23 protein-coding genes, 1 tRNA gene and 1 pseudogene are annotated in these 21,149 nt (G+C 37.0%); 8 read left to right on the top strand and 17 right to left on the bottom strand.

Annotation, left to right across the window (positions count from 1 at the left end):
- Nucleotides 1–198: 198 nt before the first annotated feature.
- Both AB1280_RS19905 and AB1280_RS19900 read right to left on the bottom strand, forming a co-directional pair.
- A tRNA-Arg gene (locus tag AB1280_RS19905) sits at nt 199–274 on the bottom strand.
- A 175-nt stretch (nt 275–449) separates the two neighbouring features.
- Complete coding sequence (locus AB1280_RS19900) at nt 450–2,363, bottom strand: APC family permease (protein WP_429756759.1); 1,914 nt, start codon at nt 2,361–2,363, stop codon at nt 450–452.
- Nucleotides 2,364–2,684: 321 nt separating this feature from the next.
- On the opposite strand from AB1280_RS19900, the gene AB1280_RS19895 reads away from it, so the two are divergent.
- The 8 genes from AB1280_RS19895 (at nt 2,685) to clpP (ending at nt 7,421) form a co-directional block, all read left to right on the top strand.
- Nucleotides 2,685–2,891 carry a DUF1657 domain-containing protein gene (locus AB1280_RS19895; RefSeq protein ID WP_020061705.1) on the top strand — a complete coding sequence of 69 codons (207 nt, stop codon included), beginning with the start codon at nt 2,685–2,687 and terminating at the stop codon, nt 2,889–2,891.
- A 115-nt stretch (nt 2,892–3,006) separates the two neighbouring features.
- Complete coding sequence (locus AB1280_RS19890) at nt 3,007–3,501, top strand: YhcN/YlaJ family sporulation lipoprotein (protein WP_272189083.1); 495 nt, start codon at nt 3,007–3,009, stop codon at nt 3,499–3,501.
- A gap of 83 nt (nt 3,502–3,584) precedes the next feature.
- Nucleotides 3,585–4,061 (top strand): stage V sporulation protein AC, encoded by a 477-nt coding sequence (gene spoVAC, locus AB1280_RS19885; protein ID WP_035430466.1) that lies wholly within the window; start codon nt 3,585–3,587, stop codon nt 4,059–4,061.
- Nucleotides 4,062–5,072: a stage V sporulation protein AD gene (gene spoVAD, locus AB1280_RS19880; RefSeq protein ID WP_429756758.1), complete on the top strand. Its 1,011-nt coding sequence runs from the start codon at nt 4,062–4,064 to the stop codon at nt 5,070–5,072. It abuts the gene before it with no gap.
- Nucleotides 5,073–5,075: 3 nt separating this feature from the next.
- A complete protein-coding gene (gene spoVAE, locus AB1280_RS19875) occupies nt 5,076–5,426 on the top strand; it encodes a stage V sporulation protein AE (protein ID WP_090915955.1) in 351 nt (116 codons plus the stop codon).
- An 11-nt stretch (nt 5,427–5,437) separates the two neighbouring features.
- Nucleotides 5,438–5,644, top strand: coding sequence for a DUF1657 domain-containing protein (locus AB1280_RS19870; protein WP_035430469.1), 207 nt, complete (start codon nt 5,438–5,440; stop codon nt 5,642–5,644).
- A 20-nt stretch (nt 5,645–5,664) separates the two neighbouring features.
- On the top strand, nt 5,665–6,540 hold the full coding sequence (locus AB1280_RS19865; protein ID WP_429756757.1) for a DUF421 domain-containing protein: 876 nt from the start codon (nt 5,665–5,667) through the stop codon (nt 6,538–6,540).
- A 299-nt stretch (nt 6,541–6,839) separates the two neighbouring features.
- A complete protein-coding gene (gene clpP / locus AB1280_RS19860; protein WP_272189079.1) occupies nt 6,840–7,421 on the top strand; it encodes an ATP-dependent Clp endopeptidase proteolytic subunit ClpP in 582 nt (193 codons plus the stop codon).
- Between the two features lie 227 nt (nt 7,422–7,648).
- Here the strand turns inward: clpP and AB1280_RS19855 are convergent, their stop codons facing one another.
- The 15 genes and pseudogenes from AB1280_RS19855 to AB1280_RS19785 form a co-directional block, all read right to left on the bottom strand.
- Nucleotides 7,649–7,906: an HPr family phosphocarrier protein gene (locus tag AB1280_RS19855; RefSeq protein WP_429756756.1), complete on the bottom strand. Its 258-nt coding sequence runs from the start codon at nt 7,904–7,906 to the stop codon at nt 7,649–7,651.
- 21 nt (nt 7,907–7,927) lie between these two features.
- Nucleotides 7,928–8,878 carry a DNA-binding protein WhiA gene (whiA, locus tag AB1280_RS19850; protein ID WP_429756755.1) on the bottom strand — a complete coding sequence of 317 codons (951 nt, stop codon included), beginning with the start codon at nt 8,876–8,878 and terminating at the stop codon, nt 7,928–7,930.
- A gap of 101 nt (nt 8,879–8,979) precedes the next feature.
- Complete coding sequence (locus AB1280_RS19845) at nt 8,980–9,933, bottom strand: gluconeogenesis factor YvcK family protein (RefSeq protein WP_272189076.1); 954 nt, start codon at nt 9,931–9,933, stop codon at nt 8,980–8,982.
- A gap of 3 nt (nt 9,934–9,936) precedes the next feature.
- Complete coding sequence (rapZ, locus tag AB1280_RS19840; protein ID WP_272189075.1) at nt 9,937–10,818, bottom strand: RNase adapter RapZ; 882 nt, start codon at nt 10,816–10,818, stop codon at nt 9,937–9,939.
- A gap of 18 nt (nt 10,819–10,836) precedes the next feature.
- Complete coding sequence (locus tag AB1280_RS19835; RefSeq protein WP_272189074.1) at nt 10,837–11,295, bottom strand: NUDIX hydrolase; 459 nt, start codon at nt 11,293–11,295, stop codon at nt 10,837–10,839.
- Between the two features lie 444 nt (nt 11,296–11,739).
- Nucleotides 11,740–11,894 (bottom strand): annotated as a pseudogene (locus AB1280_RS19830) (tetratricopeptide repeat protein); the annotation flags it as partial.
- A 200-nt stretch (nt 11,895–12,094) separates the two neighbouring features.
- A complete protein-coding gene (locus tag AB1280_RS19825) occupies nt 12,095–12,355 on the bottom strand; it encodes an acyl carrier protein (RefSeq protein WP_429756754.1) in 261 nt (86 codons plus the stop codon).
- Complete coding sequence (locus AB1280_RS19820) at nt 12,352–13,398, bottom strand: 3-oxoacyl-ACP synthase III family protein (protein ID WP_429757374.1); 1,047 nt, start codon at nt 13,396–13,398, stop codon at nt 12,352–12,354. The genes AB1280_RS19825 and AB1280_RS19820 overlap by 4 nt, the downstream gene beginning before the upstream one ends.
- 6 nt (nt 13,399–13,404) lie before the next feature.
- Nucleotides 13,405–15,087, bottom strand: coding sequence for a thiamine pyrophosphate-binding protein (locus tag AB1280_RS19815; RefSeq protein ID WP_272189072.1), 1,683 nt, complete (start codon nt 15,085–15,087; stop codon nt 13,405–13,407).
- Entirely contained in the window at nt 15,075–16,313 is a 1,239-nt protein-coding gene (locus AB1280_RS19810) for an aldehyde dehydrogenase family protein (protein WP_429756753.1), read from the bottom strand. The genes AB1280_RS19815 and AB1280_RS19810 overlap by 13 nt, the downstream gene beginning before the upstream one ends.
- Nucleotides 16,301–17,749: a class I adenylate-forming enzyme family protein gene (locus AB1280_RS19805; RefSeq protein WP_429756752.1), complete on the bottom strand. Its 1,449-nt coding sequence runs from the start codon at nt 17,747–17,749 to the stop codon at nt 16,301–16,303. The genes AB1280_RS19810 and AB1280_RS19805 overlap by 13 nt, the downstream gene beginning before the upstream one ends.
- A gap of 16 nt (nt 17,750–17,765) precedes the next feature.
- The gene (locus AB1280_RS19800) at nt 17,766–18,674 is read right to left on the bottom strand and encodes a hypothetical protein (RefSeq protein WP_272189069.1); all 909 of its coding nucleotides are present in this window, start codon (nt 18,672–18,674) and stop codon (nt 17,766–17,768) included.
- Nucleotides 18,675–18,677: 3 nt separating this feature from the next.
- On the bottom strand, nt 18,678–19,622 hold the full coding sequence (locus tag AB1280_RS19795) for an ACP S-malonyltransferase (RefSeq protein WP_429756751.1): 945 nt from the start codon (nt 19,620–19,622) through the stop codon (nt 18,678–18,680).
- A gap of 23 nt (nt 19,623–19,645) precedes the next feature.
- Complete coding sequence (locus AB1280_RS19790) at nt 19,646–20,398, bottom strand: SDR family NAD(P)-dependent oxidoreductase (RefSeq protein WP_272189067.1); 753 nt, start codon at nt 20,396–20,398, stop codon at nt 19,646–19,648.
- Nucleotides 20,382–21,038 (bottom strand): GNAT family N-acetyltransferase, encoded by a 657-nt coding sequence (locus tag AB1280_RS19785; RefSeq protein ID WP_272189066.1) that lies wholly within the window; start codon nt 21,036–21,038, stop codon nt 20,382–20,384. The genes AB1280_RS19790 and AB1280_RS19785 overlap by 17 nt, the downstream gene beginning before the upstream one ends.
- Nucleotides 21,039–21,149: the final 111 nt, after the last annotated feature.

The following is a 21,149-nucleotide window of genomic DNA, read 5'->3' as shown; positions in this document are numbered from 1 at the left end:
GTATTAATGAAATTTCCATCTTACAACCGAAAAATGAATAATATTGAAAGAAAATAATACCACATGTAAATAATTAATATATACTAAATACTAATATCAACTACTAATTTTAGATATAATAACATAAATTTCACTTCCATACTATTACTATAAAATTAAAAAAGCCCTAACCTACAAATGTAAGTTAGGACTTTTTGACGCGCCCAGAGGGATTCGAACCCCCGGCAGACGTGGTACCGGAAACCACCGCTCTATCCGACTGAGCTATGGGCGCATGATTATAAATTCTATGGCAAAAGGATACCTTTTTATTCTATCGCGCACTGTTTATTATACGATATCTTCGTTTTGGAAGCAATTACTTCTTATCTCGTAATTCCTGAATAATTCTCCATGCAATATGCGGCCCACATCACGTAATGATGTGGGCCGCTAATCATTAAACAATACTATTTATGCAAATGATATGGAACCGTTGTAATCACAATATCTTTATTGCGCATAAACCACATGCGCAGAAGAAGTGCACTTTGGTTATGCAACGCATTGTGCCACCATTTGTGCGTAATAAACTGCGGAATAATAATATGAATATGTCCCCCACCTTTTTGTTTCGCTTCTATTGTTTTAATAAGACGATTCAGCGGTTCAAGTATAGATCGATATTTACTGCGAAGAACTACCAGTCTACAAGGAGTTCCCCATTCTTTCCACTTCTTCTCCATTTTATTTATGGATACATCATCGAAACCAACGTATACAGCAATTGGATCAACATCTACACTTTTCGCAAAGGATATTGTGTTGTTTACAACACGATGAACACCTGACACTAAAACGAGCGTGACTACATCGCTTGCTTCTGGGCGTTCCATTTGCATATCAATGCGCAATTCTTTTGCAACATCTTCATAATGCTTGTGAATGGACATTGAGATGAAAATAATAATCGGCAAGACAACCAATACAACCCAAGCGCCACCCGTAAACTTTGTAACAGCAAAAATAACGGCAACGATTGATGTAATTACAGCACCGACTGTATTAATCGTAAACTTGATTTTCCAATGCGACCCTTTTACTCGCTTCCAGCGGCGCATCAAACCAATTTGCGCTACTGTAAACGAAAGGAACACACCGATTGCGTATAATGGAATTAACGCATTCGTATGCGCATGAAACGCTATAATCAAAATGCATGCTAGTGATGCTAGCGCAATAATTCCATTCGAATACCCTAAGCGATCTCCGCGATTTGTTAAACTTCGAGGCAAAAATCCGTCTCCCGCTACAATCGCAGCAAGCTGAGAAAATCCTGTAAATGTAGAGTTTGCCGCTAAAATTAACACAATAAACGTAAACCATATAATTACTTGATATAAAATTCCATGGCCAAAATACATGCCGGCTAACTGTGACAACATCGTGTTGTGTGGGTCTGGCGTAATACCTTTCGCATACAGATGAAACGAAAATCCTAACAGTGTCACAGCTGTAATCGACCCTAAAGCAATATACGTTCTAATTGCGTTTTTTTGCTGTGGTTCTCTAAAAATAGGAACTGCATTTGAAATCGTCTCAATTCCTGTAAGTGCTGAACAAGCTGAACTGAACGCTTTCAAAACTAGTAAAGTTGTTAAGCCCTCTGGAACTGTTCCAAAGCTCGGTGTACTCGGTTGAATAAACCCGTGACGAAGTTCATCAAAAAAGCCCGTAAAAATTAACATTAACATACAAATCATAAATCCGAATGTCGGCCAAGCAAATACGCGAGCTGATTCTGCTACTCCGCGTAAGTTTACAAGCACTAAAAGAACGACGCATAAAATGGCCAAAATCGTTTCATAAGGAGCGACTACAGGATACGCTGAAGAAACAGCTTCTATCGCCGCAGATACAGATACAGCTACGGTCAACACATAATCAACAAGTAAAGAGCTGGAGGCAACAAGAGAAATCCAGCGTGGCTTGAAGTTATCTTTCGCAATCGCATACGCTCCCCCGCCGTTTGGATATGCCAAAATCCCCATAATATATGAGACAATCAAAATTGCCAAAAGAACGATAGTAGAAATGGTAATCGGCAGAATTAACCATTTCGCATCAGGACCAAGTCCTACAAGCTCTGTCATTCCTGATTCCGGTCCATATGCAACAGAGGAATACAAGTCTGCTGACAGGATTGGCAGCGCGATTAACCAAAATAACTTGTTATGTTGCGCATGAAGCTCTGACGTTCGCATCGGACGACCAATTAAAAAACGCTTCACACTACTGAAATTACTTGCAGAAAACCAAATTGCAAGTAATGCGAATATAATTAACATCGCTTCCAACCATCTAACTAAAGTGTGATGATCCATAACTCTTTCTCCTTTTAATCGCTATTTACTAATCTTTACTCTCCTAATTTGAATTGATACATGATATTTTGAACAACGAATTATAAAATATGTACCTCCTGAAAAGACCTTCAATCAAAAGCCTATAAATTCATACATAATCGTTATTCTTAAATATAACTACGGATATTATAATTTGTCACCATAAATCTTTATAATTACAAATTACATATGGATAAAATTCACACTTAAAACGAAACCTAAAATTGGTAATTATATTTCAACGCACATTCACAAATTCTAATGATTGAAATTCAATTTAATCAGAGGAGGAATTACGTTATGACTGTAATTACGAAACTTAAACAAACTGTTTCAGGATTAAAAAGCGCACAAGCGAGTTTAGAAGGATTCGCTCTTGATACTGATAACCAGCAAGCGAAGCAATTATTCCAAAGCGCAGCGCAGCAAACGCAATCAATCATTGATTCTTTATCTCCGCGCGTTCAAGAGGTTCAACAAGAAGAACCTCAATATACACAGCAGTAAAGGGCGTTTAAATCAAACAATGATACCCACTTTATGCTGAACCGAAAAAAGGGTGATACAATATCATCCTTTTTTCACCTCAAATTACATAGAGCTATAGAAATGGAATGATACAATGAGAAAATTTAGGATCATTACTTTGTTATTCCTTCTCTTCTTCAATTTCCTAAGCGGCTGTAACAGTCCACTAGATAAAAAAGTAAAAAAAGAAGCAAATGAGAAAGAAGAGCACAAAACAACTAAAAAAGATACACCTTTAAAACAAGTCAGTATGGAGACTGTTGATCAATCCATAGCAACTCAAGCGAAAGATAAGATTTTTAATATGGAAGAAATGATTGACGTGAAAGCGGTGAATTTAGATAACCAACTGTATGTAGCCGCGAAACCAGAGCACCACGAACGCTTTCAACTAAAGAAATTAAAAAAGGAAATGAAACAGACATTAAAAAAAACGTATCCCAATTTAAAAATTTATGTCAGTACGGATAAAAAAATTTTTATGTTGCTAGATAAATTAGAAACGAAGATTAAAAACAAAGAAGCAGACAAGAAAGAAATAAAGAAGCAACTAAAGGTAGTCAAAGAGGAAATGCATTCTGATACGTAATGAAGTGAAACTTCCATCAGTAGGGTCTTACTGCCCACGAATAGCGGAATAATACTTTTCAACATAGAAAAGGATGGATTCATATGTCGAGCCAAAATAAAGACTTAACACCAGTACAACAAGAATATAAAAAATTCGAACAGCAGCGCGAACCAAAGCGTCCTGTTCTAAAAAATTGTATCAAAGCTTTTTTTGTTGGCGGATTCATTTGTTTAATCGGTCAACTTATCTCCACATTTTATATAACTTATTTCGATTTTACTGAACAATCTGCAGGGAATCCAACTGTAGCAACAATGATCTTTATTTCCATGCTCCTAACAGGTTTTGGTGTATACGATCGATTAGCCCAGTTTGGCGGGGCAGGTACAGCTGTTCCTGTTACTGGGTTTGGAAATTCTGTCATATCAGCTTGTATTGAGCACCGTACGGAAGGTTTTGTTCTTGGAGTGGGCGGGAATATGTTTAAATTAGCCGGATCTGTTATTTTATTTGGTGTATTTTCCGCTTTTGTGATTGCACTGATTCGAACGATTCTAATCCAATGGGGAGGGTTTTAAATGTTACAAGGCCACCGAACATGGGTATTTGAAAACAAACCCGTGATTATCTCAACTGGTGTTATTGGCGGGCCATTTGAAGCGAACGGCAACATCCCTGATGATTTCGATACATTGCATGATAATTTATGGTTAGGACAAGACTCCTATGAAAAGGCACATCGAGTTTTATTCGAAGAAGCTTGCAGCAGGGCAACCGAAAAAGCAAAACTACGAAAAGAAGATATTCAATTTATCCTGGCAGGCGATTTAATTAATCAAATTACGCCTTCAAGCTTTGCTTGCCGGACACTCGGCACTCCCTATCTCGGATTATTCGGCGCCTGTTCTACTTCAATGGAGGGACTCGCTTTAGGGGCAAGCATTGTAAATGCAAAAGGAGCGAAATATTTATTAGCAGGAGCATCAAGCCATAATACTGCTGTAGAAAAACAGTTCAGGTATCCAACTGAATACGGAGGACAAAAGCCCCCTACCGCACAGTGGACAGTAACAGGAGCCGGTGTTGCCTTATTAAGTGATCAAGGAGATGGACCTTGCGTAACATCAGCAACAATTGGAAGAGTGATTGATATGGGATTAACGGATCCATTTAATATGGGAGGGGCTATGGCTCCCGCCGCTGTCGATACGATAGAAGCCCATTTAAGAGAACGACAAATCGACGCATCCTACTATGATTTAATTGTAACGGGCGATCTCGGTCATGTAGGACGTGAAATTGCCTTCGACTTACTACGTAAGCAAGGAACATCTATACGAAGTGAACAATTTCAAGATTGCGGATTACTCATTTACAGAGACGACCAACCTATCTTAGCTGGAGCAAGTGGCCCGGGTTGCTCAGCAACTGTTGTGTATGGGCATTTACTAAACCGGATGCAAAAAGGAGAGTTTAGCAAAATACTTGTAGTTGCTACCGGGGCCTTACTTTCCCCATTAACTTTCCAGCAACAAGAAACGATTCCTTGTATCGCCCATGCAGTATCCATTGAAGCTGGAGGTGTATAATACATGATCTTTTTTTGGGCTTTTGTAATTGGTGGCCTCATTTGTGTCATTGGACAAATTATGTTCGACGTCTTCAAACTTACTCCTGCTCATACAATGGCGACACTTGTTGTCATTGGCGCTATATTAGATGGATTTAATTTGTATGAACCATTAATTGATTTTGCCGGAGCAGGTGCAACGGTTCCTATTACAAGCTTTGGGAACGCTCTCGTTCACGGTGCAATGGCAGAAGCGGCTGAGCATGGCATCATTGGCGTTATAACAGGAATGTTTAAAGTAACAAGCGCTGGTGTATCCGCCGCAATTATCTTCGGATTTATTGGAGCTTTATTATTTAAACCAAAAGGATAAGAGGTGTTCTCATGACCGTTGTTGCAAGCGTAAAAACATGCCTTGCTAGTTTGAAAGGTGCACAAGCAAGTTTAAGTGCCCTTTCACAAAACTCTGCTGACCAAGAAACAAAGCGCGTTTTTCATGAATGTATGTTAGAAATGGATAGTATCATCGCTGATATACAAGGGCGGGTTTCAACATTAGAACGAGAAGAGCCACAATATAAAGGATTTTAGGAAGACTGGAGGGAATATACATGCCTAACATTCACATACCAGAATGGCCACTTGTCATTATACGTTCTTTATGTGTCTTAATTGTTTTATTCGCCATTACGAAATGGCTTGGCAAAAGACAAATCTCTCAACTTTCCTTTTTTGAATACATAGCAGGTATGACAATTGGTGATATCGCTGCAGAAGTATCGACAGGGTTGGAACAAAACTTCTTCCACGGTATTTCCAGTATGCTGGTTTTTGCTATCATACCCTTTTTCGCAGGACTAATTTCCTTAAAAAATAAGACGGTACGAGATTTTGTAGAGGGGAAATCCACTATTTTTATAAAAGATGGAAAAGTACTCGAAGATAATTTAAAAAAGGAAAAATATACAAGCGACGAACTACTAGAGCTTCTGCGAAAAAAAGATGTATTCAACATAACCGATGTTGAATTCGCTATATTAGAGCCGAGCGGTGAATTAAACGTATTATTAAAGAAAGACAGACAACCATTAACTGCAAAAGATATCGGATTAAAACTACCAAATGAAAAAGAAACGCACACAGTTATTATGGATGGAAACATAATGGATGAACCTCTTGCCGCAAGCGGTCATAACCGCGCTTGGATTCGTACTGAACTCGAAAAAATGGGAGTTGCAATCGACAACGTATTCATTGGACAAGTCGACTCCTACGGTCAACTAACTGTCGACATATACAACGATAAAATTCAAATGCCTTCTCCCCAAGACAAACCGTTATTACTCGCTTCCTTAAAAAAGTGTCATGCTGATCTTGAACTCTTTTCTTTAGAAACGAAATCACATACCGCCGCGAACATGTATGTAAACAACGCCAAGAGGCTAGAGGAAATTTTAAATAAAGTAACGTATTTACTGAAAGAATAGTACGAAAAAGAACGCTTATATATGTAATGGCGTTCTTTTTTTATTTATTGTTACACCGACCGCTTCTATGCATGAACAGATGCTCCCACCCACCTAAAAAAGAGGGGTTTTCATAGGCATGTTTAAATTCATACAATTCGGTTATGATGAGGAAGGTACAGAAGAAGGGAATTCCTTATTTATAGCGAATTAACATGATACACCTACATATTTTTTAAAACTGAAGTGGTTTCGTTTGACCTTTATTGACCATAATTGTATTATAAAACTAACAAATGTGTTAAAGGAGGAAGTTACACATGAATTTAATTCCTACAGTTATTGAACAAACAAATCGCGGGGAACGTGCTTACGATATTTACTCTCGTTTATTAAAAGACCGCATCATCATGCTTGGCAGCGCAATTGATGACAACGTAGCAAACTCAATCGTTTCTCAGCTTTTATTCTTAGAATCACAAGACCCAGAAAAGGATATTCATCTATATATCAACAGTCCTGGTGGATCTATTACAGCAGGTATGGCAATTTACGATACAATGCAATTCATTAAACCAAACGTATCTACAATTTGCATCGGCATGGCTGCATCTATGGGTGCTTTCTTACTTGCAGCTGGTGAAAAAGGAAAACGTTTCGCGCTTCCAAACAGTGAAGTTATGATTCATCAACCACTTGGCGGTGCACAAGGACAAGCGACGGAAATCGAAATCGCTGCAAAACGTATCCTATTCTTACGCGATAAGCTAAACAAAATTCTTGCTGAGCGTACAGGTCAAGATTTAGAAGTAATTGAACGTGACACAGAGCGTGACAACTTCATGACAGCAGAAAAAGCGTTAGAATACGGCTTAATTGATAAAATCTTTACAAACCGTTAATCGCGTATACAAAAGAGCTATCATTCATGATAGCTCTTTTTCATTTATCAGCGCTTTTCTCACTGATGGAAAGCCTGCCCAATCGGGCCTTTACGAGCAGTTTTCTTCCACGTGATTTCCCGGTCTTTACTGCCTACGAATAGCAGGATAAAGATCCTTCGACCATGTTAGACAGCCACAGACACTCCACATACAGTAAAAAGCTATCGCACATTCGCGATAGCTTTTTACTGTTCTTTTTGCACATAAGCAACAAGCGCTGCTAATGCTTCTATCTCATCTGATCCTTCTGTTGTAATCGTAACTTCACATCCGGATCCAACAGCTAAGCTCATAATCCCCATAATACTTTTAGCATTAACTGTTTTCCCATCTTTCTCCATAAAAATATCAGATTGAAAACGATTTGCTTCTTGTACAAACAACGCTGCCGGACGTGCTTGTAATCCAGTTTTCAACAGCACCTCTATCCGTTTTTGAACCACTGTCCCATTCCCCTTTGCCTTTTATTTTTTTACAACCGCTTCACCAGCGCGTAATTTCTCCGCAATGTCATCAATTTTACGCAAACGATGATTAATACCCGATTTACTAATGTTTCCCCCAGATACCATTTCTCCTAGTTCTTTCAATGTAACATCTTGATAATTAATACGCAGTTCTGCGATTTCACGTAATTTATCTGGTAAAAAATCAAGTCCAACAGTCTCTTCAATATAACGAATGTTTTCAATTTGTCTTAAAGCTGCACCAATCGTTTTATTTAAGTTTGCTGTTTCACAGTTCACAAGACGATTTACAGAATTACGCATATCTCGCACAATACGAATATCTTCAAACCTTAAAAGGGCGCTATGAGCCCCAATAATATTTAAGAACTCAGTAATCTTTTCGGCTTCCTTTAAATACGTAATGTACCCTTTTCGCCTTTCTAACGTCTTACTGTTTAACGCAAATTCATTCATCAGCTCACATATTGCATCATTATGTTCCTTGTATAACGAGAAAACTTCTAAATGATACGATGATGTTTCCGGATTATTAACAGAACCGCCGGCTAAAAATGCTCCGCGTAAGTACGAACGTTTACAACACTTTTTCTCAATTAATTCTTTTGAAATATCACGAATAAACGAAAAATCCTCTCGTACAATGTGCAAATCTAATAAAATTTCACGCGCTTTTTCAACTAAACGAACGATGTACACATTATTTTTCTTTAAGCGCATTTTCTTACGCACAAGTAGCTCAACTGTCACGCTATATCCTTTTTTTAATAATGTATAAATTCTCCGTGCAATCGCTGCGTTTTCCGTTTGAATGTCAATGATTACACGACGGTTTGAAAAGGAGAGTGAACCGTTCATACGAAGTAATGCTGACAATTCTGCCTTCTCGCAGCATTCCTTCATTTCGAGCTTTGTTAGCTCCTTCTTTGTTTCTGATGCAAAGGACAACAGTTTCACCTCCTAGCAATACTTACTACCCTAAATGAATTTGTAGCGCTACCTCAAAGAAGTAACGCCTTATACCATGCAAGCTTTTTCAAGCTTTGATTTTATATTAATGAATATAAAATCGAAGCCAATTTTATCGTATCATGACGAACAACGCGATCATCATACTTTGCTAAACAACCTTTAATCAACTTAATATTATGTGCGTCAAAACATTCCTCATCAATTGCAACCTGCTCCGACATTTCTTCTGCATAACGTCCTAATAGTTTAGATGGAATTAATTCATCGTTTACAATTGCTGTATCAATAAACGCTTCTCCAAGATGATCATGCAATGCTTTCACATGGTCAAACGCTGTATATCCCATTGTTTCACCAGCTTGGGTCATAACATTACAAACATATGCTTTCTTCGCTTTCGCTTGAAGAACTGCATCCCCGATTTTTTTCACCATTAAATTTGGCAAAATGCTTGTATACAAACTTCCTGGTCCAAATACAAGTAAATCTGCTTTTTGAATTTCCATTAACGTTTCATGAAGCGGTTCTACTTCCCCCGGTGTTAAAAAGACACGGTTAATTTTTTTACCATAATACGGAATTTTCGATTCTCCGCTTACAATTTGACCATCTTCCAATTCTGCATGCAAAACAACACTTTGATTTGCAGCTGGAAGTACACGTCCTCTGACATTTAACACTTTACTCGTTTCCGTAATGGCATGGAAGAAATCACCTGTAATAGCTGTCATTCCAGCTAACAATAAATTGCCAAGCGCATGTCCTGTTAATCCTTCTCCCGATGTAAAGCGATGCTGAAATAACGCCTCCACAAGAGGCTCCACATCTGACAATGCAACAAGTACATTACGAATGTCTCCAGGAGGTGGAATTTCTAACTCATCACGAAGTCTCCCAGAACTTCCCCCATCATCAGCAACCGTTACAATCGCTGTAATGTCAACAGGATACTTTTTTAAACCGCGCAACAAAACGGATAAACCCGTTCCGCCTCCCATAATAACGATTTTCGGCTTCCTCTCTTTTCCCATCTCTTAATGTCCCTTTCTCTTCTCCACATCACGATGAGATACATGAGTTGTATATTCTTGCTTCAAATGTTTCGTTAAATATTCTGCAAGTGTAACAGATCGATGTTGTCCTCCTGTACATCCGATAGCAATAACAAGCTGACTTTTCCCTTCGCGCTTATAATGCGGAAGCATAAAGGAAATAAGGTCTGTTAACTTCTCTAAAAATTTGTGCGTTTCATTAAATTTCAGCACATATGACGATACTTCCTCGTCAAGACCTGTTAATGGCTTCATATGTGGAATATAGTATGGATTTGGTAAAAAACGAACATCAAATACTAAATCAGCATCAATTGGAATACCATATTTAAATCCAAATGACATTACGTTTACACGAAATGCTTGTTCACCCTCAGTTGAGAATAATTGAATAATCTTTTCTCTTAGCTCTTTCGGCTTTAGTTCCGACGTATCAAGTACAATATTCGCACGCGCCTTCATATCTGTTAATAACGAACGCTCTGCTTCTATTCCTTTTAACGGGAGACCCGTTGGAGCAAGCGGATGTGAACGCCTTGTTTCTTTATAACGAGTTACAAGTGTACTATCTCTTGCATCTAAGAATAAAATATGCGGAATAATCCATGTGCGTTCTGTTAAATCATCAAGCGCTCCCCACAAGTGATCAAAGAACTCTCGCCCACGTAAATCAATACCGAGCGCTACTTTATTCATTTTACCTTTCGAGTCTGCCATTAATTCAACAAACTTCGGCAACAACATAGGCGGTAAATTATCTACACAAAAATATCCTAGATCTTCAAAACTCTGCAAGGCAACCGTTTTTCCCGCTCCGGACATTCCTGTAATAATAACCATTTTAATATCATTATGCGCGTCCATCATATCCCCCCTCATGATTTAACTTGGATCTAACCGATACGAAAGCAATTCAAAATCTGGTGTATATACAAATGTACCGTAAATAATACCATTTCCTTTAATTAAATAATCAATAATATGATGATCTCCCGGTGCCATTGGCAGCTCATCAATCTTATCAAATGTATGCCAGCCTATTATCCCTTCTTCGCTTTGCAGTTTATTTTCTCCTGCAAAATCTGTCGCTAAGAAAGAAAACATCATCCATTCGGAAACTACCTTGTCTCCTTCTTGGATTACGAAAGTGAAGACACCTTTTAATGCTGGATTTTTCAAATAAATACCCGTTTCTTCGCGATATTCGCGAACAACCGATTCTCTTACTGTTTCCCCGCGCTCCATCTTACCGCCTGGAGCAACCCACCAATTTCGACGAGGCTTTTGTAATAGGAGAACTTCATTATCCTTAATTAACACACAGTTTGTCACTCTTTGCAAACTTCTTCACCTCAGCTACTAACGGAGAAATCCCCATTATATACTTCCTTCATTATACTATCAAATACAGTTTGCCACAACGAAGGACCTCTACTCGCTAACTCCCTTTACTTCAACCCCCGCACGTGGCAGAAATAAGCCCTAACCGCTTCGATACACAGCTCGGCCTCCCCCAAAAAAGAGGGGGCATGACGGTTTCTCAACATACAAGTCGCTGCCATGTACAACAAAACATGACCTCTACTCGCTAACTCCCTTTTGTTTCAAACCACGCATGTGGCAGAAATAAGCCCTGACCGCTTCTATGCACGGCCAGTCGCTCTTGTCCACCTAAAAAAAGTGGGTTTTAAGTTTTTTAAGGTCTTTAATCTTTTACAAACAAAAAAATAAGCGACCAAGGGCTCCCCCTCAATCACTTATTTCTTACTAAAATATGCTACAATCGCAAAACCAAAGATATAAACACTCTTCAATCAGCTCATCATCTTTTTTGTATAGTTGTATAAAGCATCAGCAATGTGAACACATTGTTCAAATGGCTGGAGCTCTTGCGGAATACCTTTATGACTGTTAATTAAAAAGAAATAGTGTGCGAGCTGTAAAAAAAGGTACGCCTTATAAATTCTATTGTGCTAGAAAAGGCGAATTATTTCATGCATTATTATAATCACATACGACCGTTTTAAAAATTTAACTACCTGTCCCCGATTGAGTATAGGGAACAGGTAGCATAGGTGTTTTATTCCTGTCTCACATCAGTGATCCAGTTAAAAAAGCTCTAAAAATTGGAGGTTTCTTATTATTCGACTACACTTGTCCCTTTTTGTTCTCCGATATATTTAACAATACTATTAATAGTCTTAAATACAGCCATGTCAACTGCCCCAATGTTTAATTCATAGTCTTTCTTAAGAGCATTAATAAAGAGTAATACATCCATAGAGTCAAGACCGTAGGGAGATCCCTTTCCAAATAAAGGTGTGTCATTACCAATTTCCATAGGATCAATAGACATCTTATACATCTCTACAAGTTTCTCTTTTATTTGTAATTTAATCATTTTCCAAACCCCTTTTCTTCATTTTTTATATATTTCAAACATATTGAACCCCAAAGAAAACCAGCTCCAATTGCGGAGAAAACTACATAATCCCCTTGTTTGATCTTATTTTCACTCATAGCCTTATTAAAGGCAGAGAAAATTGTTGCTGATCCAGTATTCCCCTGTTCTTGTACCGTAAGAGTCGTTTTATCCATCGAAGCTCCTACAGCATTCATCGCTTCTTTAATAATATTTAAGTTAGCTTGATGAATAATGAAGTGATCGATATCTTGTACCTCAAGACCCGAAAGCTCTATAACTGAACAGATAGAATTTGGAAGATTACTTGTAGCCGTCTTCCACACTTCCCTCCCATTCATTTTAATAAATTGACTTGTATAAATGTCTTCATTTTGTAATGACTTCGTTCCTCCACCAGTAATTTCCACTGCATTGGATAACCCGGAATTAATGTTCCAGGATAATATACCACTTCCCTCTTTCGTTTTCTGAAGGACCATCGCACCAGCTGCATCGCCCAAAAATACTCTTGTAGAACGATCTTCTGGATTCGTACAACGTGATAGCACTTCTGCCCCAATTACTAATACATTATGAATATTTTCATTCTGTAACAAATGAGATCCTAACATAATAGAGAAAATCCCACCTGCACATCCTGTTTGATTCAAATCGATGGGAATTGCATTAGTAGCACCCATTTTCTCTTTTATAATAAGTGCCGTAGAAGGCAATTTCTGATCTGGTGTAGTCGTAGTTAGAATGATAGCATCAAGCTCCCCTGCTGAAATTCCAGCATCCTTAATTGCCTGCTTGCTAGCATACACACACATATCTGATGTCACAAGTTCCTCTGGTAAAAACCGTCTTTCTTTAATACCTGTTTTCGTTTGAATCCATTCATCAGTCGTTTCTAAAGTCCTAGTCAGCATGTCATTTGTAATTACTTCATCTGGTACATAAGAGCCAATCCCTTGTATTGTCACAGGTGTAACCAGACCGCTTGCATTCTTAGCACCCCTTCTGTCCACTGTCCCCATTTCCAATTAAAATCCCTCCTTTTTAGGAAAGTCTCCATATATTTCTTTTAATGAATCTGGAACATCCTCAAGTTGAATCATACATTCTAGAATAACTGTTTTCCCTTGATTATATTGTTTATAAACATCTTTAAAGATATCTTCTACGTCATCTTTACTTCTCAAAGAGATTACCTCCAGTTGCGGATTCTCTATTCCTACCAGCGGAAGCCTTGGATTAACAAAAGAGAGTGGATTTTTTCTCTCTTTATTTTTATTTTGAAACTGTAACCAACCATATCCTCCATTTTTTAATACCACATAGATAACGGGTACTCGGTTATTGATAACAGTTTCTAATTCACTTCGAAATAAATTGAACGCACCATCACCAACGAAGGCTACAACTGGTTGATTTATCTTAGCCTTAGCTACTCCGACTGCAGCGCTTACTCCAAAACCTAGGCTTGTTTGTTCACTTGGTACAATTGCATTTTGTCCTTCTATTAAACTTAAATAAGGAAAATAATAGGACCACATATCTTGCAAGCCATTTTCATGAACATATATAGCATTAGAGGGTGTATACAATTGTAGACCTTCTAATACATGCGCTACACTTAAATAATTTGCATTTTGAAGATATTCATCCTTCTCTACTAATAGACTTTGTTTAAGATGTTCAATCCGCTCAATCCACTTTTCTTTTTCCAATGGTTCTTGAATTATAGAAATAAGATATTTTAGTGTCAGTCCAACATCTCCCACAAGTCTTAGTCCACTAAAATCCAAGTTGAAATCTTCTTCGACAATGTTAATTTGAATTACTTCTTTCGTTCGGAGTGCCTGTTCCCAGCCAAACAAAGCCGTTTCCTCTAATTTGCTTCCCACTGTAATTACAAGATCTGATTCCTGTACAATCGGAAACAGCTGTTTAGGACAATATAATCCTGCTAATCCACAAAACAGCTTTTGATTCTCATCATATGCTCCTCTTCCAGATGCAGTAACAAATACTGAAGCGCCTATAGTATTTGCAAACTGAGTAAGTAAATGATTATCAGTTAAACTTTTACTACCTCCTCCAAGTAACAAAAGAGGACGTTGTGACTCTACTAATTTTTCTTTCACTTTATCTAAACATTTCAAATTAGGTAAAGTTCTTGAGATAGGCATTGGTGAAAATTGTACTGATTCAAGATTTATATACAATTCACCAATATCTTCTGGAATCTCAATATAAATAGGACCAGGTTTTCCATTCAGCGCCAGAAATAATGCTCTTTTTAAAACCCAACCGATAGAATCAGGAGTTTCTACTCGATGACACCATTTTACTAACGGTGATACAAGTGACATCTGGTTCGTCTCTTGGAAAGCCCTTTGGCTTCCATATGTCTGAGTCCGTGTTCCAGATGCTATTATTAATACAGGTGCATTTTGAGAATGCGCCTCCAATAATCCTGTTACACAATTGGAAACGGCAGGACCTTTTCCAACGATACAAACGCCCAGTCTTTTGGCAGCTAATGCATACCCGGTTGCCATAAATACAGCATTTCTCTGATCTTTATTAACTAAAAATTCAATACCACAGTCTTCAATAGCATTCATCAATTGAAGATCATCACTTGGTAACCCATAAACCGTATCTATCTCATTTTCTTTTAAAACATTTGCAATTGCCTCATATACACTTACTTGCTCCATTTTTCACCTCTTTTTTTCCAGTGTTGATTAAAAGTTTGCGAAAGGAGAATTGGTTGAATGAATAATTCTCCTTGATAAGAAATATAATTGGCCATCGGTCCATATCCCCCAAAAGCTGTATTACCATCTTCTATATCAAATAAAGTCTGATTGACCGAAACAGTATGTTTTTTCTGCAAAAATGTAATCAAATCATTTTGCTCTTCGCCATACACAGTTGCTCCCATAGCTCTTTCGAGGAAGTAACCCGTATCAAAAACGCCCTTAATTTCTTCCACGTTTTCGTAGCTCACAATATTAAAAATTGGTGAAAAGAATTCATCAATCTTAATCTGATCTTTTAAAGAACTAAGCAAAACTGTTGGTTCTATCACTTTCTCTTTATAATTGATATTGCCACCATGAATAATATAATGGCTATTTTGATTTAAATATTGTGCAATCGATTCTAACGTGGACGTATAATGAATAGATCCATAATCCGCTTCTTTATCAGAATTATCTCCGAATTTTAAACTACTTAATTTTGATTTTAATAATTGTATAAAAACTTTTTTAATCCGTTCAGGTACATAAACTACATCTGGCCCCATACAATCTTGTCCTGTATTAAACATTCTCACATCAACCAGATCTCTTACAGCCTGTTTTAAATCTGCAGAATCAGTCAATATAAATGGATTTACACCTTGTCCAAAGAAAATAAATAACTGATCTCTCGAAAGCTGAAATTTAATATTTTCTGCATTTTGATAAGTCCCTGTAAACAAAACCACATCTGCTTTTAAGACCGACTCCCTAATATATTTCCTATATGAATACTCTCTTAATTCTATTGGTAATTGATGAACTGGCTTAAATAAATTATGAAGTTTTCTAACCTGATTAATAACTAAACTAGAACCGCGAAATTCGATGTTCTTTACATATAATGATGGAACTATTAAATACAAAATATAGGAATACAAAATGACATTAGACGGCATAAAAACAGACATTTGATCAATAGTTGGTGGCTGATTCTGGATTACTTCATCAATCGCATTTTCTAAAGCTTGTAACGAGCAATCAAACTCCTTCTCAGCTGTTTGATACGTACTGATTTCTGTCAAAATTTCTAAAATTTCCGACTTATTAATTTTCATATATTGTATACAAGAAATAATATTTTCTTTACGTTCATCTAGTAATGCAGGTGACTCGCTCGCCAGCATCAAACTTTGCATAAGCCTTCCTCCACTCCATTCTTTCTATATTCTGTTGCTTGAACTTCAAGTGCAACAAGATCTACTTTTCCATTAGGAAGATAAGAAAATTCCTCCAGAAAAATAACTTTATCTGGCCTTACTAAAGAATCGAGATTCTCAAATACCGCTTTCTTTACTTGGCTAGTTTCCTTTAAAGGAGTCTCAAGGAACAAAATTATATATGCTCCCTTCTTCTCATCTTGAAGACTAATAACCTTTCCTACTATTCCTAAGGTATCCTCTATTTTTTTTTCGATTGTTGCCGGATGAATAACATAACCTTTTCGAATAATCTCTTTCCCTTTTCTACCAACAACAAAAAGATTCCCATCATTATCTAAATAACCTAAATCACTTGTTTTAAACCAACTGTTAGCTAAAACCAAACTTGTTTCGTTAGGTCGGTTTAAATACTTTTCCATTACCTCTGGTGTTTTTACAACTACTTCTCCAATCTCCCCAGGGGATAACGGTTCGTCCATTGTATCTACAACTTTAATTTCTATTCCTTCAAGGGGCTTACCACATCCACCTTCCTGGCCTTTTACATTAAGTGCCACGTTTCCTAGTTCAGATAATCCATATCCATCTAATAAGGGCTTTTCTAACAAAGACTGAAACTCATCCCCAAGCCTTTTGGATAAAGGTGCTCCTCCAACACACCACATACGGACTCGTGATTGTTTTAGACTATTTTTTAGTTTCTCTCGATTCTTAAGAATATTAGCCAAAACATAATAAGTGGAAGGAATACCATCAACAATAGTTACTTGCCTCTCAGTAATTGCTTTTATAATTGAACGGATCTTTCTATAATTACAAAGAACTAAATCACATTTCATCATTCTCCACACAAACACAATAGATAAACCATAAAAATGAGTAAAAGGAATTAAAGGCAATAGCACGTCCTCATTTCGGTATTGCATGACATCCATTGTCTTCATTAAATTTGAAATAAAAGAGGTTCCAGATTTAACGATTCCTTTAGGCCGACCAGTTGAGCCAGATGTATATAAAATAAGAGCATCTTCCTTATTAATCCATGCAGGATTAATACGATCATCCGCTAAATCAAACGAGTTTCGTTCAATTAAATAGTTCAATTGAACTTTCTTAATTTCCGTTGATAGATTAACAGTGCGATCCGAAATATACACATGACTTCCAGAATCTCTTACAATCTCATCTAATTCTTTTTCACCTGTAAGACAATCTACCAAAACAATCGATGCCGCCAGCTCTGTTAGGGCAAAGAATGCAATTAGAAAAGTGTAAGAGTTTTCGGCAGTAAGTAGAACCCTTTCTCCAGCAACAACACCGACTTCCTTTAGATAACTCGTGTAAGCTTTAGTATCTCTTCTAAATTCTTGTATAGAATAAACCTTTTCTGGTGTATAAATTTTATATACCATAACTTCCCATCTTTCATTATAAAGTAGCTATGTTTTCAATTTCGTCCGGACTAATCCTAACTATATTAAAATCTCGTTTTAGTAATTGCGCGAATAAATTCCTTGGTCCTACAACAAAAGTCTGGTCTAATTTCTGTTTCCTCATTGTATCCGTTACCAAATCCCACCGAACAGGGTTATCATAACCATCTAATAAAGTTTGTTTGAACAATTCAGAATCTGTTATCACATCTCCATTTACATCAGATATGATTGGTGTGTTCATCGGTCTAAACTTAATTTGATTAAACAGCTCTTGTTTCAACTGTACATTTAAATCTTTTAAAAGAGCACTATGAATTGGTTGCTTCATAGTATGTAATGAGGAGCACTTAGGTATCGTATTAACTTTCTCTTTAAGTAAATTAATTGTCTTTGCATCCCCACATAGACAGACCACCTTTTCTAAAAAACCAACTAACTCCAAGTACATCCCTTTTGATTGAAACTCCTTTATAATAGCTTGGGCTTCATTTAAGGACATGTTGTAAATAAAATGTGTTTGATAATCCCCTTTCATCTGCTTAAAGAACTCTTTTGACTGCTTTGCCGATTCATGTGTTAACCATACTGCTTCAGCATAAGTAATCGTATTAGTTTGTACCGCTGCACTCATTCCACCAAAACTTACCCCAATTGTTAAATCAGGCTGATAGTTATAACGATTATAAAAGTGGTCTAACAATGCAATTGAATTAGCAAGGAAGCAAACTTCATATACTTCTTGACTTGTTTCATCAGCTTCCTTAAAAGCATTTACAAGCGAATAACCCAATATTTCGCTTGCCTCTTTAAACCGCTGAATAGCAAAAGAGTCATTATTAATGAAAAATCCAACATCTTGATAACTAGACGGAGCTAGTCCTGGAAGAACGATCCCCTTCATTTTCTATTTCCCCTTCCCCTGTAATCCGCCTACTATTCCTTGCACATCTGCTAAGGTTACAAGTGGTACAATTTCAAATGGAATATCTGTAAACTTTAAAGACTTGTATACAAAATTTCCTGGTCCTAATACAAACAGTCTATTAATTCCACGTTGCGACAATGTCTGCAACGATTGATACCATTTCACACTGTTCGTATATTGCTCTGCCAAGTCATAAGCTACTTTTGACACATTAAAAACTTCTGTGGCATCAATATTACTTATTAATGGTGTAATTGGTTTTTTCAGATGAATGCCAGGCATAAAGTTTTTACTAAATTTTTCTTTTACATTTTCTAGCAAGGAACAATGCCCAGGAGGACCGTAAGGAATCTTAACAGCTAGCGCTCCATATTCTCGCACTTCTTCATTTAATTTTTCTAAACTCTCAAAGTCCCCATTGACAATCATTTGATTGGATGTAGCATGCATACAAGGCTCTAATATATATCCTTTTTGACACAAGTTATAAATGCTACGCTCCAAAATCCTAGTATCAATATTATAAAAAAAATATACACTATACATTCCCTTAGTAAATTCCATTTCCTCAAGTTCACACATAGTACGAACCATATTTAACGTATCTTTAAAATCTAAGCATCCGCTACAATGAAATGCTGTTACCTGTCCTAGACTTGGGCCAAGAAAATAATCAATTCCCTCTAATTGTTCCTTCAGCAATTCATATAATGCAGTAGTTATAGTCACGATACTAGGCCTTGCTATAATACCTGTATTTATAATTTGTTCATCCTCGGAAAAAAATTGAGTGGCAAGATCTATCCCTAGAACATCACTAGCTACTTCAAATTTTCTCTGTACATTTGGAATATGATCGTATAATTCACGAAAATCCCCTTTTTTCAATGTCATTAATGGTGGAAATAACAGTGCTGATTTCATTTTAATATTACCTCCATTTCCCTTTATATAAGGCCACCATCTACTACCAATGTTTGTCCTGTTATATAACTAGCTTTCTCAGATGCAAGAAATGAAACTGCCTCGGCCACTTCTTTCGTAGTTCCCAAACGTCTCATCGCAATTTTCTTTTTAAAAGCCTCCATCTGATCCTCTGGGATTCTATCTACCATACCAGTATCCTCTGTATACCCAGGAGCTACCGCATTGACCCGTACATTATAAGGTGCATATTCCTTTCCAAGAGAACGAGTTAAACCAATAACCCCTGATTTACTAGCACTATAAGCACTAAGTCTCTCCATTCCTGTAAGACCTGCTACAGATGAGATATTAATAATAGCTCCTTTTTGTTCGGTTAACATATGAAAAGAAACTGCTTGGATACAGTTAATAGTGCCCATCACGTTTGTATTAATGATTTCTTTCCAATTATCAAGAGAGTTACTTGGAATTAATGCTCCACCGTAGCTAACACCCGCATTATTTACAAGAACATCAATACTTCCATAATCATCTATAATCCTTTGTATGGTCTCTTGCACTTGAACGGACTCATTCACGTCAAGTTTTACATAAGTAACTTTTTCGTTCCCTGTTGTTTCTTTGATATATAACACCACACTTTGCACTTCCTCAAGGGAACTTCTATATCCTAAAACTACTCGACTTCCTAATTCTGCAAAATGATGTGCAATCTCCTTACCTAAACTTTTAGATGCACCAGTAACAAGTACGACCTTATCGTTCCATTCCATTTTTTTCACCTTGATTCATCAAATTCGGAAAACACTCATTTTTCCAATAATTATTTAGATACTCATATAATTCTGTTCGAATTTGCTCTTTTTCATTTTTAGGTATTACATCCTCCGGCTGCTCTCCTTCTCCACCAGCGTAATATTCATGTCTTAAAATAGAGGAGACAACTGCGTCATGATATTCACCGTCAAGGAAAAAATGATCCCGAAGAATCCCCTCAATTGTTACGTTATTTTTCATTAAGAAACGAACAGTTCTCTGATTATATAATCCATTTACAAATTGAATCTTGTGAGCATTTTTAAAATGAAAAAGATAGTCCATAATTAAAATAGATGCTTCTGCTCCATATCCCATATCCCATAAATCCGAATCGCCAATAACGCCACCTAAGACATAGCTACCTTCATACTTCAATGGCTGCCACGAAACAAAACCTATTTTCTTCCCTTCATGGGTCAATACTGTAGCGTAACGTGTGTTACCTGACTCAATATCCATCTTAATTTCTCGTACAGTAGCAAAATCTTGGGATCCTCTTGCCAAAGCACTTATTTTGGAAGGTCTAACCCACTTGGAAAACAATTTATAATCTTCTTCTTCTAAAGCTTGCAGCTGAACAAAATGCCCTTTCATAATATCCCCCTTAATATATCGAAATCTTATTTATAGCATAAACATCAGACTGTTTAAAAACACCCGTAATTCACGCAAATACGCATTATAAAAATATTTATCATGTTCTTT

This window comes from Bacillus sp. S10(2024) (assembly GCF_050473865.1).
Taxonomy (GTDB): domain Bacteria; phylum Bacillota; class Bacilli; order Bacillales; family Bacillaceae_G; genus Bacillus_A.
Note: the sequence above shows the minus strand (reverse complement) of the source record. Positions and strands in the feature narration are given on the sequence as shown.